13 protein-coding genes are annotated in these 16477 nt (G+C 56.3%); 7 read left to right on the forward strand and 6 right to left on the reverse strand.

The genetic code is table 11. The features are described from left to right. Positions 1–56 precede the first annotated feature (56 nt). Together ABD796_RS03535 and ABD796_RS03540 are read right to left on the reverse strand one after the other, a co-directional pair. Positions 57–1409, reverse strand: a complete 1353-nt coding sequence (locus ABD796_RS03535; RefSeq protein WP_344902907.1) for an extracellular solute-binding protein — start codon at positions 1407–1409, stop codon at positions 57–59. Between the two features lie 94 nt (positions 1410–1503). Further along, positions 1504–2571: a GNAT family N-acetyltransferase gene (locus ABD796_RS03540; RefSeq protein WP_344902910.1), complete on the reverse strand. Its 1068-nt coding sequence runs from the start codon at positions 2569–2571 to the stop codon at positions 1504–1506. A gap of 315 nt (positions 2572–2886) precedes the next feature. On the opposite strand from ABD796_RS03540, the gene alr reads away from it, so the two are divergent. From alr to ABD796_RS03560, 4 genes are all read left to right on the forward strand, one after another. Beyond that, complete coding sequence (gene alr, locus ABD796_RS03545) at positions 2887–4041, forward strand: alanine racemase (RefSeq protein WP_344902913.1); 1155 nt, start codon at positions 2887–2889, stop codon at positions 4039–4041. Positions 4042–4242: 201 nt separating this feature from the next. Continuing rightward, positions 4243–5052 carry an ABC transporter ATP-binding protein gene (locus ABD796_RS03550; protein ID WP_344902916.1) on the forward strand — a complete coding sequence of 270 codons (810 nt, stop codon included), beginning with the start codon at positions 4243–4245 and terminating at the stop codon, positions 5050–5052. Further along, entirely contained in the window at positions 5049–6422 is a 1374-nt protein-coding gene (locus ABD796_RS03555; protein ID WP_344902919.1) for an ABC transporter permease, read from the forward strand. The genes ABD796_RS03550 and ABD796_RS03555 overlap by 4 nt, the downstream gene beginning before the upstream one ends. A 16-nt stretch (positions 6423–6438) precedes the next feature. Next, positions 6439–7521, forward strand: a complete 1083-nt coding sequence (locus tag ABD796_RS03560; RefSeq protein WP_344902922.1) for an efflux RND transporter periplasmic adaptor subunit — start codon at positions 6439–6441, stop codon at positions 7519–7521. A 66-nt stretch (positions 7522–7587) separates the two neighbouring features. Here ABD796_RS03560 and ABD796_RS03565 read toward each other — a convergent pair whose 3' ends face one another. The 4 genes from ABD796_RS03565 to ABD796_RS03580 form a co-directional block, all read right to left on the reverse strand. Then, positions 7588–7914 (reverse strand): AzlD domain-containing protein, encoded by a 327-nt coding sequence (locus ABD796_RS03565; protein WP_344902925.1) that lies wholly within the window; start codon positions 7912–7914, stop codon positions 7588–7590. Then, a complete protein-coding gene (locus tag ABD796_RS03570; protein ID WP_344902928.1) occupies positions 7905–8639 on the reverse strand; it encodes an AzlC family ABC transporter permease in 735 nt (244 codons plus the stop codon). Before ABD796_RS03570 ends, ABD796_RS03565 begins: the two co-directional genes overlap by 10 nt. Before the next feature lie 262 nt (positions 8640–8901). Further along, positions 8902–11379, reverse strand: a complete 2478-nt coding sequence (locus tag ABD796_RS03575; RefSeq protein ID WP_344902931.1) for an O-antigen ligase family protein — start codon at positions 11377–11379, stop codon at positions 8902–8904. Between the two features lie 182 nt (positions 11380–11561). After that, positions 11562–13787 (reverse strand): MMPL family transporter, encoded by a 2226-nt coding sequence (locus tag ABD796_RS03580; RefSeq protein ID WP_344902934.1) that lies wholly within the window; start codon positions 13785–13787, stop codon positions 11562–11564. A gap of 261 nt (positions 13788–14048) precedes the next feature. Between ABD796_RS03580 and ABD796_RS03585 the strand changes: the two genes are divergently transcribed. From ABD796_RS03585 to ABD796_RS03595, 3 genes are read left to right on the forward strand one after another with little or no spacing between them, the layout of a single operon-like run. Then, positions 14049–14687: a TetR/AcrR family transcriptional regulator gene (locus tag ABD796_RS03585; protein ID WP_344902937.1), complete on the forward strand. Its 639-nt coding sequence runs from the start codon at positions 14049–14051 to the stop codon at positions 14685–14687. A gap of 32 nt (positions 14688–14719) precedes the next feature. Then, positions 14720–15649 (forward strand): ABC transporter ATP-binding protein, encoded by a 930-nt coding sequence (locus ABD796_RS03590; protein ID WP_344902940.1) that lies wholly within the window; start codon positions 14720–14722, stop codon positions 15647–15649. Next, on the forward strand, positions 15633–16409 hold the full coding sequence (locus tag ABD796_RS03595; protein ID WP_344902943.1) for an ABC transporter permease: 777 nt from the start codon (positions 15633–15635) through the stop codon (positions 16407–16409). The genes ABD796_RS03590 and ABD796_RS03595 overlap by 17 nt, the downstream gene beginning before the upstream one ends. Positions 16410–16477: the final 68 nt, after the last annotated feature.

The raw sequence follows: 16477 nt of genomic DNA on the forward strand, positions 1-16477 counted from the left end.
ATCGGGATGCTCCTTGTCATGCGAACCCCGCTGGGACATCCCCTCGTTATACGCAATCAAAATCGCTCCGCAATGGTTGAAGCATCCTCCAAGCCGAGCCAAAACAAGCCCATTTCCGCCATTAAGTCCGACTGATCCAGATGCTCGTCAAACAGCTCGTACAAAAAGAAGTTGTTGTCGATCAGATCGTCCCCGATATTGAGCGCCCGCATATAGTCGGGCGGGTGCGTGGCGCGGTTTACGGCCTCTCTGACGGACAGGAAAGGCGTCTTGCCGCTCATCTCCTGCTGCACCTCTTCCTGTAAAGCCATCCTCACGAATTCCATGGACAGGTTCGGGTCGGCGCAATGGTTGGGCACCATCAGCAGGTTCGCCTGCATCAGCGTCGATTTCGTATCCCCGAACGGCAGCGGCGCGATTTTCGGCGCGAAACCGATCCCTCGCTCCTGCCAGGTGGACATTTCGAACAACGTCGTCAGCGTCATCGCCGCTTTTCCGAAAATAAACGGATTGATCAAATTTTTGTTGTCGGTATACACGGTTGCGATCCGTTTCCGGTGAAGCCAGTCTTGGAGTCTGTCGAGCGCTTTCGCGATCATGCTGCGGTTGTCCGCTCCGTTTGGCTTCATTCCGTTTTGCAAGGCGAATACGAGCCATCGGTTAAGGGACGGAAACATGCTGAAGCCAAAGCAATCGATACGCCCGGCGGAATAAGAGGTCAACCGCTGCGCCGCCTCGGCGAAATCGTCGACATTCCAATCCGCACGGGGAGCGGGCACGCCGGCTGCGGCGAACAGCTCGGGGTTGTAGGCGAGACATAACGGCGAGAACGTCACCGGAACGGCCGTCACGGGCGATCCCGAACAGAACGGACGGCGCAGCGCCGGGTATAACGCTCCTATCGTTTCGCCAACGGCTGGCCCAAGGTCGGCGAACAATCGTTTGTCATCGAATTGCGACAACTGGCTTTCGCCGACGAGCACAATGTCCGGGGAAAACCCGAGCCGGTTGCTTTCCAGCAGCGAGTGAGCGAACGTATCGTTCGGCAGGTTGAGCACGTGGATGTCCACATGCGGATATTTGTGCTTGAACGCATCGCACAACAGGGGCAAGCCGTAATCGACGAAGTACGCGGGGAACGGCGCAACGATCCGGAGCTTCTTCCGGTCCCCGTCCTGGATGGCCACATCGGCCGGAACCATCGTGCCGAGTCCGACCTTCTTGACGACCAAACCTTCCTTATGCAGCTCGTCGAGCGCTTTGCGCACGGAATTGCGGCTTAAGCCATAATGCTTGCACAGCTCGTTCTCCGGTATCAAATACTCTCCGGGTTTGATTAAACCGGTTAATATTTGCTCTTTCAACGTTTTGTACAATCTCACATATAGAAAATCGCTCGCTCTGCGCATAGTCGGGGCATGTATCTCCTTTTTTCAATATACTCATCATTCCGTCAAGCTCCTGCAACAAAAGGCCGTCCACTCTCGCGTATCCCCGTCTTCGTCATTCGTCCGAGCCGTCCCTGTCCTCCCCGTATTTGGCCGCGAACGTTTCCGCCAGCTCGATCGCCAGCTCCTTGTTCGCAACCAAACGGTCCAGCTCTTCCTGCTCCATATCCACGATCGCCGCTCCGGAAAAAATAGCGAGGAAATGAACGTACCGAATCGGCTTCGTAAAGCCGATCGCCCTCGAAAACTCCGCCATCTCCCGGGCAAGCCGCGAAAGCGTCACACGGATTCCATTCTGCGCAAACACGCGCTCGTATTCCTCTTCCGGCAGTTCCCGGGGCAAGTCCGGATCGGCTTCGCCGTTCCCCGCCGCCGCGAAGTACAGAGCTTCTTTCTCCTCTATGCCGGCAATATAACTCTCCGACTCAACGGAGCTTAACAAATCCTCATACATCCCGATCCGGTCATATTCCGTTTGGAAGCATCGTTCTTTTCCGATCCAAGCGGCGTAAAGCTGCGAACCCAGCACCCGTTCCATCGCCTGCTGCGGCGTCGCCCCTTCCCGGAGCAGCCCCTTCGCATACTCGTTTATTTCCTGGGAAGCGTCCCAATCGGCGTAAAACTTCGCTTCCTCCTCCGGAGTCATCTCTTTGGCCGCTTCCGGGGGAACGAGCCATTTCGCGTACAGGAAGCGGTCGTCTCCGTCGATTACCCGTCGCTCGTGCATCGTATAACCCGCGCTCTCGTAGAGCCGCCGTGCCGCCGTCTGTTCCTCCGTCGTATCCAGATGCAGCATCGCGCAGCCTTGCTCCCGCGCCCGCTCCTCCAGCTTGTTCAGTAGAAGACGGCCGCAGCCCCCTCTTTGCCGGTCCGGGGTGACGAGCATCCGTTTAATTTCCGCCGTGTCTTCCGACGTTTTGTGGAAAGCACCCGTTGCGATCAGTTCTCCATCCGCCTCACCGACCCAAAACTCGCCGCCTGCCGCCAAATAATTCCCTTCAATATCGCGCAGATCGGCTTCCCTGGAACCGTCTCCCTTGCAGACGCCCGCTTCGCGCAAGGCAAGCTCATGCAGGTTCAGCACCGAATCGCGGTCCGTTTGTCGGTATGGTCGTAATTCCATTCGCGGTTCCTCCTTGCCCGTAGTTAAGTATGTTCTTGAAGATTCATGGAAACAACTAGGCCTAAAATCAAATGATACCTCCATTCTACTCCAAATGGAAGCGATTCGCTTGCTGCGAAAACCGCTCGGAAGTATCCATATTGTGGCGAGTGACAATGGCGGACGTTTCTTTTTGTTCGCTGCAACAATGACAGCCCTCCCGCCTTCGCCTATACTGGAAAAGCTGAACCATACGAACGGTTTGAACATGCGGAGCGCAGCGGGCAAAAAGGGAACATCGCAATCAAACCGGCACGGAGCGGAGTGTAGTGTACTATGAACGAAGACATGAACGGCCTGGAGCCGGCTATCGGTTACCGTCCTACTTGGGCGGAAGTTTATTTGGAAGCGATTGCGTGTAATACGAGGCTGTTCAAATCGAACCTCGGCGAACAAACGCTCATGATGGCCGTCGTCAAAGCGAACGGTTACGGTCATGGGGCCCCGGAGACGGCCAAAGCCGCCTTAAACGCCGGCGCGGACCGGCTGGGCGTCGCGATCGTAGACGAAGCGATCCAGCTTCGCCGCGCCGGTATCGGGCATCCGGTGCTTGTGCTCGGATACACGCCGCCCGAATCCGTACGCGCTGCAGTCGAAAACGACATCGACATAACCGTTTTTACCGACGAAGTGCTAGCCGAGGCCAAGCATTGGGCGGAAACCTTGAACAAGCCCGTCCGGTTTCACTTGAAAGTCGACACCGGCATGAACCGCATCGGCATCTCGAATCCCGAAGAAGCGCTGCGGTTTGCCCGTCAAATCAACACGTCCCGCTACACGGTCCTGGAGGGGTTATTCACCCATTTCGCCGATGCGGACGGACCCGATCCCGGGTATACGCACGAACAATTCGAGGCGTTCCTGAGCATCATTCGCCTGTTGGAGGCAGACGGAATCCACGTTCCGATCAAACATTGCTGCAACAGCGCGGGCGCGATGCGATACCCGCATATGCATCTCGACATGGTCCGCATCGGGATAGCGCTCTACGGGCTGCATCCGTCCGAGCATACACGGCTGCCGGCTTACCCGCTTCTCCCCGCCCTCGGCTTAAAAACAAAAATTGCTTATTTGAAACATACCTTGCCCGGCCAACCCGTCGGGTACGGCTGCACGTTCGTCCCTTCGCGCGACAGCCGGATCGCTACCATACCGATCGGCTATGCGGACGGCTTGTCCCGGCTGCTGTCGGGCAAAGGAACCGCGCTCGTCCATGGAGTACGGACCCCTTACGTCGGCAAGGTGTGCATGGATCAAATGATGCTGGACGTCACGGACATCCCGGATGTCCAGGTTCATGACGAGGTCGTGCTGTATGGATGTACCGGAAACGAGTGCGTCACGGTTGACGAGATCGCTTCCCTGATCGGAACGATCAACTACGAGGTGGTTTGCGCTCTCGGCAGCCGCGTCCCCCGGATCTACTTATAGGCAGCTTCCCCTCCCGACTCTATCATTTTCGTTGTCCTTTCCCCTATCGTTCCTCACAATTCTTAAGAAAAACTTCACTTTTTCTTGAAAAACTGTTAAGTACAATCGTGTATGATAGAGCATGTCGAGGAGCCGTCTGCGGACGGCTTTTGTGTCATGCATGCAGGAACAACAGCAAAAGCCACAATTCGGAGGGGTATCGTGCTAGTCGTGCAACAGCTTTCCCATTCGTTCCTGAACGGAACGGAACCGACGCGGGTGCTCATCGGCATCGACTTTCGCGTCGAGCGCGGCGAGATCGTCGCGCTGCTCGGCAGCTCCGGCTCGGGCAAGTCGACGCTGCTTAACCTGATGGCCGGTTTGATGAAGCCGACCGAAGGGAGCATTCTGATCGCCGACCGGAAGATCGAGAAGATGAACGAGAACGAGCTTGCCGTGTTTCGGCGCACGCATATCGGCTTTATTTTTCAATCGTACGAGTTGATTCCCCACCTGACGGTGCGCGAGAACGTCGAGCTGCCGCTCGTCTTCCAGGGCCTCAAAGCCAAGCTGCGCCGGGAACGGGCCCTTACGCTGCTTACGCGCGTCGGATTGGCCGGCAAAACCGAGCTGTTCCCTTCGCAGCTTTCCGGCGGCCAGCAGCAGCGGGTCAGCATCGCCCGCTCGCTCATTACGGAGCCTGCGGTCGTCTTCGCGGACGAGCCTACAGGCAATTTGGATACGGCTACCGAATCGGAGATTATCGATCTGCTGCTTGAGCTGAACGTCAATCTGGGCATCACGTTCGTCATCGTCACCCACGAGCACGAGGTGGCCAAGCGGACGAAGCGGATTATTCAACTGCGGGACGGCCGACTTGTGGAACCGGGATCGGACCCGGAACCTCTTGCCGCTGAAACGGATGTCGCAGGAGCGGATGCCATGGGGACGGTCGCCGCCGGGCATGCCGGACAGAACGAAGAAGCGGACAGCGGCGCGGACCGGCGATTGCGGGAGGGTGAGAAACGATGAGATTCCGCGATTATATCGCGCTAGGCTGGGATCAGCTGCGCCGCCGCAAAGTCGTTACGCTGCTCTGCGTGATGGGGATCGCCATCGGCTCGGCCTCGATCGTGGTGGCGCTCGCTTTCGGGGAATCGATCTCCCACTACAGCACGAAGCAGATGAGCTACTATTTGAAAACGGATGAAATTACGATCATGAACCAGAACGGGGGATCGGCCGACGGCTCGAATGGAGAATTGAACGAATTCGGCCTGACGAAGCAGAAGCTGAACATGATCAAGGAGCTCCCCCATGTCAAATCGGCGGCAAGCTTTGCGGACGTCGGCTCCATGCCGTTTATCGTCGACGATACGAAAACCGGCATGGTGAGCATCGTAGCCACCGAGCTTAGCACCTTGCCCGATTTCGGCCACGAATTTCAGCAAGGGGTTCCGATCGATCAGGACAACGTTATCGTGCTCAGCTATACGGCGACGGTAGGGCTGCGCGACTGGCAGACGTCGTTGACCGATGGGGGCCGCCGGCAGCAGAGCCAGCTCGAGCAGGATATTATCCAGGGCCGCGAGAAGGCGCCGATCGTCCCTTACCCGCTGTACCGCAAGCAAATTCGGCTGCAAAAGACGATCAACCTGCCGGACGGCACCGTCAAGACGCTGGAGTTTCCGGTTCGGGTCGTCGCTATCGGGAAACGCGAGGAAGGCATGTCGGACCGCGGGGTCTTTTTCTCGCAAAAGCAAGCTTACATATCGCCGGGACTGGCCCAGCAAATTCGCGACGCGGAGGCGGCCGTTACCGGCAAAAACCAAAGAACGGGCAATGCCGAAAACCAGTTCGATACCGTACAGGTGAAAATCGATAATGCCGCCAACGTCGAGAAAACCGACAAGCTGATCCAATCGCTCAAGCTGCGGACGTCGAACAACCTGAGCCGTCAGGAAAGCATGAGCAAGGAATTCGCTATCGTGCGGATCATCTTCGGAGGGGCCGGTCTGTTCATCCTGTTCGTGGCCTCCATCTCGATTGTTGTCGCGATGACGATGTCGACGCACCAGCGGCGGCGGCAAATCGGCATTATGAAGGTGCTGGGAGCGAATCTGAAGCAGATCCGCAATATGTTTGTCGTGGAATCCGCGCTGCTCGGCGTCATGGGAGGGCTGGCCGGCATTTTGTTCGCGTATTGGGTCATCTGGGGCATTAACGTCATCCTGGTCCAAACGAACCCGGCCGGCTCGGCGGAGGCGGAGATTATGTTCATCAGCCTGTGGATTTTGCCGCTCGGGATGTTCTTCGCCATCATGACCGGGGTCATGTCGGGCATCTTCCCGGCAATCAAGGCTTCCAGAACAGACGCGCTAACCGCGATCAAACGAGAGTAGCAAAGGAGCAGCCATCATGAGTAAAAAGAAAATATGGCTATACGGGGTCGTTGCCGTCGCAGTGATCGGCATCAGCGGCCTACTCTATACTCAAAGCCAATCCCGTCCCCAAAAGCCTCCTCCCCCTGCGGCAGGCAGCACGTTGAGCTTCAAGGCGACGCGGGAAAACTTGGCGAACACCGTCGAAGTCAAAGGCAAATCCTCCTATATCAAGGAGACGGTCGTGTACGCTCCCTTCACGGCGAACGTGGAGCAATGGGCGGTCAGCGACGGCGCTCAGGTCGAGCAAGGAAGCCCGCTGTTCAAGATGGAGGACAAGGCGCTGCGCGACGACATCGCCCAGCAGACGGCCAATATCCGCAAAACCGAGCTGGAAGCGAAGCTGCGCACCGTCGAGCAGGCCGCTCAAGCGAAGGCGGGGGAAACGATATCGGCGAGCGAAGGCGAGGCGCTGCAGCGTTTTGCCAAAAATGCCTCCAAAGAAGTGCAGCAGGAGCTGGATCAACTGAACCGGACGCTCGCGGCTACCGATCTGGAGTCGAAGCGGAAAAAGCTGGACAAAGCCCAGATCAACGCGCCGGACAAGGGCATCTTCCTGTTAAGCGGCCAAACGAAGCCGCAGAAGCTGGCGGAAGGCGAAGCGGTCGGCAAAATCGTCGACGTCTCCGGTTTGCAAATGACGACCTCCGTGGGCGAATACGACGTATTTCGCATCCAGCCCGGCATGCCGGTACAGGTGACGATCAACGCCCTGAAGCAGACGAAGCTGACCGGAAAGGTCGAGAAAGTGTCCAAATTCCCGAAAGCCGTCGCCGCCAACGATACCGGCCCGGCCCAATTCGAAGTCGTCATCTCGCTGGACACGCACGACAATTTGGTCGCCGGTCTCACCCTGACCGCTCTGATCGAGACGGACAACAAGCAGGATGTGCTGACTGTGTCGACGATCGCCGTGCAGCGCGACAAGGAGGGCTACTACGTGCTGCTTCAGACGCCTCAAGGGTCCGAGCGGCGGGCTATCAAGGTCGGACTGGAAACCGCCGACAAGACCGAGGTGCTGGAAGGGCTTCAGGAAGGCGACACCGTCGTTCTGCAATAAAGCTTTGGCCCTGTAGGTAGTTTCAAAAATGCCTTCCGAGAAAGCTCTTCGGAAGGCATTTCAGCATTAAAAAACGAAACGCAGCACCATAATCGAAATGATCCCGACCACGACTGTTCCCAGCAAGCTGCGCGTGAATACAGCCGTGAGCCATGTTGGCAATGCTGCCAGCAACTCGATTTTATTACGGGCAAGGGAAAGCTCCCCGTCTGCAACCAACAACTCCTCCCCCACTAAAGCGGCCAAGACGGCAATCGGAACGTAATGCAGCCACCGCATGGCCCAATCCGGTATTCGCATGCGGCTAAGAACCATAAGCGGTATCACTCTGGGAATGAGGGTTGCCAGGGATGCTCCTATAATAATCAATAGAATAGACCATCTTACTTCCATTTTTCCACCACCGTTCCTATGGTCGCCGCAATGATAGTGGCCCCGATAACCGCCATGCTTCCGGATACGACAAGATTCAGTCCTACAAAAGCAACAACGGCGCTAATTGCAACTACCAGATCCTTACGGATTTTTCTTCGGCTGGCCATCTGTAGAACAAGAAGCCCGATAAACATCGCGGGCAATGCAAAATCCAAACCAAACTTTTCGGGATTCGTAATCCATTTGCCAAAAAAAGCTCCTGCTAAAGTGGCCAAGATCCAATTCAGATATGCGGTTATATTAAGTCCATGCATCCATCTTTCACTGATAAGCGTTTTGTTTGCCGGTTGGTTCATTGCAACACCGAATGTCTCGTCCGTGAGCAAAGAGCCTATTCCCATAGCTTTGATGGGAGGAAGATGACGAAAATAAGGCGACAACGCTGCGCTGAGCAACAGATGGCGAAGATTCACAATCCAAACGGTGGCAATGATAGCAGCCGCCGATCCATTAGCCGCAATCATCCCCGCCACGATAAATTGAGCGGAGCCGGCATAAATAAGCGCAGACATTAAAGTGATTTCGGCTACGCTTAATCCGGATGTTTTTCCAACAACTCCAGCAGCAAATCCTATGCTCAAGTAACCCAACAACGTGGGAACGCAGTCTTTCACGCCCTGGAAAAAGCTTTCTCCGGGCTCCTCCACTCTGCTCTCCTTTATGTGAACATTCTCCTCTTGCATCGCATTCGATCCTCCGTTTTTATGGTAATCCTTTTTGTCACTTTTTTATGAAAAAGAAAATAACCGGCATATGCGGCCGGTCTGATTGACTACGAGGTCCACTTCTCATCCGCCGATGACCAGAACTCATCCTCAGGCGGGCAGGGAATAACCTCTCCCCGAAATTGTATCATCATTACAGATGGAAGTGTTATCAAAAATGATGACTTATCGATACAATGCCGGAGTGAGGTTGATACCTGCATTACCCGGAGCCTAATTCTTACAAGACAAAGGATACAATCGATTCGATCTCGTTTTTCTCCTCCGGATATTTGGCCGTAAACCGCTCATATAAAGACTCGTCAGGCTTGCCCGCTTTTTTCAGCGCCGCCAAATACCAGCGCGTTCCGGACTTGCTTATTTCGGCATCCAGCCGTTCGTCAGCGGTCGCAGCCAGCAATTCAGCCGCTTTTCCCGCATCCCCGGAAATATAATAGATTTGTCCGAGCGTAAGCGAGAAACCGGGCGTGATGTCAAATGGACTTCCTGCCATTTGTCCCTTCGGCAACGACTCCAGCTTCTTCTGGCGGGCCAGCACTTCCTGATGAAGCTCGATACCGGCTGTCCAATGCGAATCCGCGACCTTTTTCATACCGGACTGCCTTGCCTTCTCGCCCAGCTGCAAATGCAGCATAGCCGCCCGTTCGTACATTCCGATCACCCACGGGAACCGCCGCAATCCGTCTTCCATCAGGGCCAACGCTTCCTCCTGTTTATTCCCCAGCATGTAATGATTATAACCCGCTTCAAATACGCTGCGGTCGTAAGGCTCGGTTTTTTTGATGGAATCGAGCCACTTGGTCCCTTCCTTGTAATACGCTTCATTCTGGGTCTGCTTGTATACTTGCTCCATGAAGTTGACTCGCGTCAAGGCGTAGTACAGGTTGTTCGGCTGCAGCTCAAGCGCCTTGTCCAGCGGGACAAGCACCTCGTTCAGCGATTTCCCTTCCCCTGCTAGTTGTAGAGCGCGGGCGTACTGCCTGTCCGCACTCCAATGAATGAACGAGGTGATCAGAAACAGCACCGACACGATCCCGAGAAATAAGGGAAACACATATTTGCTCTTCACCCATTTGAATGTTTCGCCTCTTGGTCGAAGCGGTGCGCTGAAACCGGATGCGAGCCCGCCCAAGCTGAGGAAAACGATTGCCGATACGAAGACGTAGCTCATCTCGAAGTCCATTAGACTATGCAATAAAATGGCCACGACGACGGCATAAAACAGCAAATCGCGTTCTCCGTCCGCCTCCGATCGGCCGGCAAAATACCGCTTTGCGAACAAAACCAGGATCGAGCCGATGAAAGCCAGCAAAATGAGGACTCCGACGATGCCCGTCTCCACCATATACTGCAGCAGGAAGCTATGCACCTGACTGACCGTGTACGGATTATTCGCATACTGGGGATACAGGACGGCCCACGCATTGCCGCCCGCTCCGAACAACGGGTAATCCTGCAGCGCCTTGAACGTATCGCGGTACATCGTGAATCGCTCCAAGACACTATGCTGTTGCAAGTTGATGCTTTGTATGCGCGAAGACAGCGCTTCTGGAAGTACATTCACGACAAACGACTTACTGGCGACAAGGAACACTCCCAGCGCCAAGCCAAAGACGATCAAGACCGGGATGTACAGATTGGAAAATTTGGCGCGGGAGAGCCGGCTCAATCCCTTGTCCAGCCAAGGCATCCCAAATCGATGCAGCAGGACAATGACCAAAGCCGCGAGAGTAGACGCTGCAAGTAATGTGCTCCAACCGGCAAACGATAAAGAATCAAAGAAGGAGAGCGTATCCTTCACCTTGAAATCCGGCCCGCGTCGTGCCGCCATCGTGTCCAGCACCTTCGATGCGATATCGCGGATCTTGTCGGTAATGAGAAGGGAAGCCACTCCCCCGATGACCAGATACAGAAAAAAACGAATTTGTTTCGCAAACGCCATAAAAGGCAAAAAGGCAAGCAAAATAAACGGCAGCATGACCAAACCGCCGCGGGACAATGTCAAGAAAAACGACAGCAGTACCGGCACGAGCATCACCGCATGAATGGCCGTGACGTACCATCTCCGGGAGGAAATAATCAAGTGCAAGCAGCACAGCAATGGTATGATCAAAAAACCGGCGAACGCATTCGCATATTGGAAAACCGAGGTCAGGCGCAGCTCTTCCCCTTGTTTCATGACCGCATCATAAAAATAAACGTTTCCGAACACGTTGAGCAGGCAAAACACGACGACAGCGTAAGCGGAGCACACGATGCCGTAGCGGATAGCCGCATGTCCGAACCGATTCCTGGCAAGCCATAGGCCCATGAGGAAAAATACGGCATACATCACATGGAACAGCAGCAGGTTTTCGGCATGGTGCCGAGTAACGGCTGACAATAGCGATAGCAAATAGCCGAGCGGTACGCCCCATACGGCTACGGCGTAAAGATCGCGCTGTTCTTTCCACTGCCACCGGCTATATAGGTAAACGACGAGCAGCAATAAAACGACCGCGGCCCAAACCATCGACGTATAAATAGGGCCCTCGTATTTGGCACTGGAGCCGTAAAACAACGCAGTCTGAAAAGGAGCTATCATTAAAAAGGCCAAAACGAATCCGGTTATGCACCAATACAAAATCGAATGATGCTCCTGCTGCTCGGCTCGTTCGCGGCCGAGCCGGTACACATTTTTGTTCTGAACAGTAACCATTGGCCTCTCCCTATATACCAATTTTTGTATTTTTTAAACTATCATACCATGGCTGAATGAAACGAACCAATCATGTACTCGTATAATGACGTTCGTTGTTAAACATTGGTTACACTTCGATCAAAAAAATAAAGCCTTGCCGTGTTAATCGGCCAAGGCTTAAGAATCGTATTTTTATTTTTTTATGAAGCCCCGCTCTTCTCCTTCCGACCGTCGCGCACCGAGCCTGGCCAGAACGCCGCGCGGCCCAAAACCGTCGTCAGCGCCGGCACCAGAAACGGGCGCACGATGAACGTGTCGAGCAGCACGCCGATGGCGGTAATGACGCCGAATTGCAGCAGCACTTGAATCGGCAGCGTCGCCAGTACGGCGAACGTCCCGGCCAGAATCAGCCCGGCCGACGTAATGACGCCGCCGGTTTCGCTGACGCCCTGGCGAATCGCCTCCTTAAGCGGCATCTCCCGGCTTTTCTTCCAGATGCTCGAGATCATGAAGATATTGTAATCCTCGCCGAGCGCCACCAGGAAGACGAAGGCGTACAGCGGAATCGCTCCAGCGACCGCATCCGCGCCCATCATGTAATGAAGCACGATCCAGCCGAGTCCGAGCGCCGAACCGAACGAAAGCACGACGGTGCCGATCAAATAGAGCATGGCGACGACCGAGCGCAAATAAGCGAGCAGGAGCAGGGCGATCAGCCCGATCACGACCGGGATCACGAGCAGTTCGTCGCGGTCGCCGGCATGCTTCGTGTCGTATTGGGCGGCTGTCTGCCCGCCGATCCAGACGCGATCGCCGGCATCGGACACCCCTGACGCCCGCAGCGCCGCCTCGACCTCGGTCCGCAGCCCGGGTATATGGTCCATCGCTTCGTTATCGTAAGGGTTGACGTTCAGCTGCACGTCGACCGCGACGATATTCGGATTGGCTTTGCCTTTCTGCGGAGCCGATGCGGCATCCACGAACGGCAGCCGGGACAAAGTCCCCTGCACGTCGGCCCCCCTTCCCTCGGTATCGGCCATTACTTTCACCGGGGCGAGACTGCCCGGAGAGTACGACTCCCCGATCAGTTGGAAGCCTTCTCGGGACGGCATGTCTTTCGGAAAGGACGATAGCAAGTCATACGTGTATTTGACGCCGGGCGCGAAAGAAGCGGCGCCTCCCAGCACGAGGACGGTCACGACGATAACGGCCCATGGTCGGGCAATGACCAGATGCGCAAACCGGTCTCCGACCGTTTTCCGCGTTCTCGGCTGCGGGACGGGTACGCCCTTCTTCTCCGCCCGCTGCCGGATCATCTCCGGCGTCCGCGGGATGAGCGGAAAAAACGAAGCACGGCCGAGCACAGCGAGCATGGCCGGCACGAACGTCAGGCTCGCGATCGCCATAATCAGGATGGCGAGGCTAAACGGCACCGCAAACCGCTTCAGCACCCCGTAATCGGCGAGCAGCAGCGCGGCAAGCGACAGCACGACGGTAAAGCCGCTCATCGCGATCGCTCCGGACGCGCCGGATATCGCCCGCTTCAGCGCGGCCCGCTTGTCGCTTTCAACGGTCAGCATCTGCCGGTAGCGGGCGATCAGGAACAGGCAATAATCGGTTCCCGCCCCGAACAGGAGCACGGTCATGATCGAGATGGCCTGGGAATCGACCTCGATCCAGCCGCGCTGCGCCATAAAGCCGAGTATCGGACCGGTAACGGCATAGGCGAAGCCGACCCCGATCAGCGGGATAATCGCCAATATCGGCGAACGGTAAATGGCGAGCAGCAGCACAAGCACAAGCAGCACGGTGCCGATCAACAGCGAGACGTCGGCTTTTTTGAACAACGCGCTGGCGTCGACGGAGATACCCGCCGGACCGGATACCCGGGCGATCAGCTGTCCGGACGCCAGCTCTTCTCCGAACGGATCGTGTCCGGTCAACGCCTTCACCTGGTCCCGGATGGTGGCAAAGTTCTCCTTCAGCTGAGCGGAATCCGCTTCGCCGGAGAACACGATCGGCGTGACAAGCGTTTTCTTATTCTCGGACAGCTGCGCCTTCAAAGCGGGCAGCGGCATCTGGTGATACGGGGGAAGCGCCGTCTGGGCCGGCAAAGGCTTGGCGGTATAAGCTTCGGCCAGCTTCTGCACGATCTGCAGATCGCTGTCCGCAAGCCCTCCCTCGCGATGCCAGACGAGCAGCGCCGGAACCCCGTCGGCGTTCGGGAATTCCCGTTTCGCCACTTCGTCGGCCTGCACGGACGGGAACGACTCCGGCAGGTTGGCAGCGTTGTTGTTCACTTGCGAATTCACGGCGGGCCAAACGGCGCTAAGCGCCCCGGCGATCACGACCCACAGCAGGAGCGTCACCCATTTGCCGCGGGGGCCCGTTACCCCTCTTCCGTATTTCTCCAGCAATTTGCCCATCGTACTGCCTCCTCGGGTTGCAGCGAATCCAGCAATCGGATACCATCAATAGTATAGGCTTATTATATATACCGAACGGTTAATATTGCAACACCGTTTCCAATATATTCACAGCTGCCACCTACACCTACACCATGTCGCAATGCGTGAGCGAATTCTCCCCCGCAAGCGGAAGCCTCAACCGGCCGCTCTTGCAAGCGGTGCGAGGCCGCACGATCGCATATGGCGTACGGGAAATTTCCGACAAAGGAGCATACCCCCTTGAAGCCGTCCCGACCGACTGCACGAAGAAAACCCGGACGTCCCAAGATTGGCGAGCCCTCTAACGTAAAAGAAACATTGCTGCGCACCGCGTCCGCGCTTTTTATGCAATTCGGCTACGATAGCGTCTCGCTGGACCAGATCGGCAAAGCCGCCGGCGTCACGAAAGCGTCGATCTACTACTATTTCCCGAATAAATCGGAGCTGTTCACGGCCGCCGTCGTTCAGATGATGGCCAATATCGCCGGGCTGACGAAGCGGCTGCTTGACGCCCCCGGCTCGTTCCGCGAACGGCTGATCGCCGTTACGTCCGCGCATATGCAGACGTCGCACGTCGATTTCGAAAGCTTGCTGCGTGAAGCCGGCAGCTCGCTGTCCCCCGGCCAAATCGCCGATATCCGGGAAGCCGAGCGTTCGATCCATCTTGTACTGGCCGACGTTTTCCGCGAGCAGATCGGTCTCGGCACGATCCGCCCCGGCGACCCGCTGCTGTACGCCTATGCGTTTTCTTCGATCATGATGCTCGGCGGGCGCCGCGACACGGGGGCGGAAGCGGAGAGGACGCCTTCTCCTTTCGCGCATCTGGGCCCTGGCGATATCGTCGACCTGTTTTGGTACGGAGTCGGACATATGGTATAATCTCCCTACCCACAACTACGGGAGGATGAATCATGTCGCAGCAATCGGTTGTGCAGTTGCGCAACGTTACGAAACGGATAGGCGGCAAGACCATCGTCGATTCGCTGTCGTTCGACGTTCCGAAAGGCGAGGTATTCGGCTTTCTCGGTCCGAACGGCGCCGGCAAGACGACGACGATCCGCATGATGGTCGGGCTTATTTCCATGAGCGCCGGAGAGGTGCTCGTGAACGGCTTAAGCGTAAACAAACAGTTTGAACAAGCAATGCGGCACGTCGGGGCGATTGTGGAAAACCCGGAGCTGTACAAATTTTTGACCGGTTATCAGAATCTAATCCACTTCGCGCGCATGATTCCCGGCGTTACGCGCGAACGTATTGACGAGGTCGTCGCGCTGGTGAAGCTGGAAAACCGCATTCACGACAAAGTCAAGACGTATTCGCTCGGCATGCGCCAGCGTCTCGGCGTCGCCCAGGCAATCTTGCACAAGCCGGACGTGCTCATACTGGACGAGCCGACCAACGGTCTCGATCCGGAAGGCATCCGCGAGCTTCGCGATTATTTGCGTCAGCTGTCCAAGGAGGAAGGAACGGCAATTATCGTCTCCAGCCATCTGCTGTCGGAGATGGAGCTGATGTGCGACCGGGTCGCCGTCATCCAGAACGGCAAGCTCGTCGACGTCAGACCGGTCAAGGATATGGTCGCTCCCGCTTCCGGAGCGCTCGAAGTCGCCTTCGTCGCAGAGCCTGCGGAGCGGGCGGCGCAGGTCGTCGCGCAAGCTTTGCCGGAAGCGTCGGTCTCTTTGCAGCCGGGCGGCTTTACGGCGTTTGTCGGCTACGAGGATATTCCCGGGCTGATCCGCGCGCTCGTCCTTGCCGACATCCGCGTCTACGGAGTCAAAGCCGCCTCCAAAACGTTGGAAGACCAATTCCTGGAGATGACGCGAGGTGGTCAAATTGTCTAATCTGCTGAGCCTCGTCCAGAACGAGAATATGAAAATATACCGCCGCCCGCGGACATGGATCATGGCGGGTATCGTCCTGGTCGCCACGATCGCTCTCGGCCTGCTGCTCCGTTCCTTCTCCGAGGTGAATGAGGTGAACGTCTGGAGCTTTATGAGCACCGCGTCTTCCATGACGTTCTTCGCCTTTATCTTCACCGTGGTAATCGCGGCGGACAGCGTGGCGGGAGAATTTACATGGGGAACGATCAAGCTCCTGCTGATCCGGCCGGTAGGGCGCTCCAAGGTGCTGCTGTCCAAATATATCGCGGTGCTGCTGTTCATGCTGGCGCTTCTGGCGCTGCTTATCGTGTCCTCCTTTATCGTCGGCCTGCTCTTGTTCGGAGCATCCGGCTCCAATGGGGGAGAAGAGCTGCTCGCGCTGCTGCGCAGTTATGGCTTCCGGCTTGTCGGTCTGGTGATGAACGTCACGTTCGCCTTCATGATCTCCACCGTGTTCCGCTCCAGCGCCTTGGCCATTTCGCTGGCTTTCGTGATTATGTTTGCCTCCAATACGGCGATGGCCGCCCTGATTGCTCTGAAAAAGCAATGGGCCAAATACATTCTGTTCGCCAATACCGATTTGAGCATGTACTACAATGGCGGCGTTCCGCCCTTCAAAGGGATGACGCTCGGATTTTCCGTTACGGTGCTGATCGTTTATTACGTGCTCTTTATCGGGCTCACATGGATCATTTTCCGTAAAAGGGACGTTGCAGGGTGACAGGCACGCTGCGATCGGATATAATGAAGAAAGGTTTTAGTACCTGGTCTTAACCACAGGAGCTTTCC

Source organism: Paenibacillus hodogayensis, assembly GCF_039536325.1.
Classification (GTDB): Bacteria; Bacillota; Bacilli; order Paenibacillales; family NBRC-103111; genus Paenibacillus_AB; species Paenibacillus_AB hodogayensis.

Bases quoted from the DNA above. Each gene is read 5' to 3' on its own strand.
- ABD796_RS03535 (WP_344902907.1), bottom strand. From the start codon at position 1,409: ATGCGCAGAGCGAGCGATTTTCTATATGTGAGATTGTACAAAACGTTG.
- ABD796_RS03540 (WP_344902910.1), bottom strand. From the start codon at position 2,571: ATGGAATTACGACCATACCGACAAACGGACCGCGATTCGGTGCTGAAC.
- alr (WP_344902913.1), top strand. From the start codon at position 2,887: ATGAACGAAGACATGAACGGCCTGGAGCCGGCTATCGGTTACCGTCCT.
- ABD796_RS03555 (WP_344902919.1), top strand. From the start codon at position 5,049: ATGAGATTCCGCGATTATATCGCGCTAGGCTGGGATCAGCTGCGCCGC.
- ABD796_RS03560 (WP_344902922.1), top strand. From the start codon at position 6,439: ATGAGTAAAAAGAAAATATGGCTATACGGGGTCGTTGCCGTCGCAGTG.
- ABD796_RS03565 (WP_344902925.1), bottom strand. From the start codon at position 7,914: ATGGAAGTAAGATGGTCTATTCTATTGATTATTATAGGAGCATCCCTG.
- ABD796_RS03570 (WP_344902928.1), bottom strand. From the start codon at position 8,639: ATGCAAGAGGAGAATGTTCACATAAAGGAGAGCAGAGTGGAGGAGCCC.
- ABD796_RS03575 (WP_344902931.1), bottom strand. From the start codon at position 11,379: ATGGTTACTGTTCAGAACAAAAATGTGTACCGGCTCGGCCGCGAACGA.
- ABD796_RS03580 (WP_344902934.1), bottom strand. From the start codon at position 13,787: ATGGGCAAATTGCTGGAGAAATACGGAAGAGGGGTAACGGGCCCCCGC.
- ABD796_RS03590 (WP_344902940.1), top strand. From the start codon at position 14,720: ATGTCGCAGCAATCGGTTGTGCAGTTGCGCAACGTTACGAAACGGATA.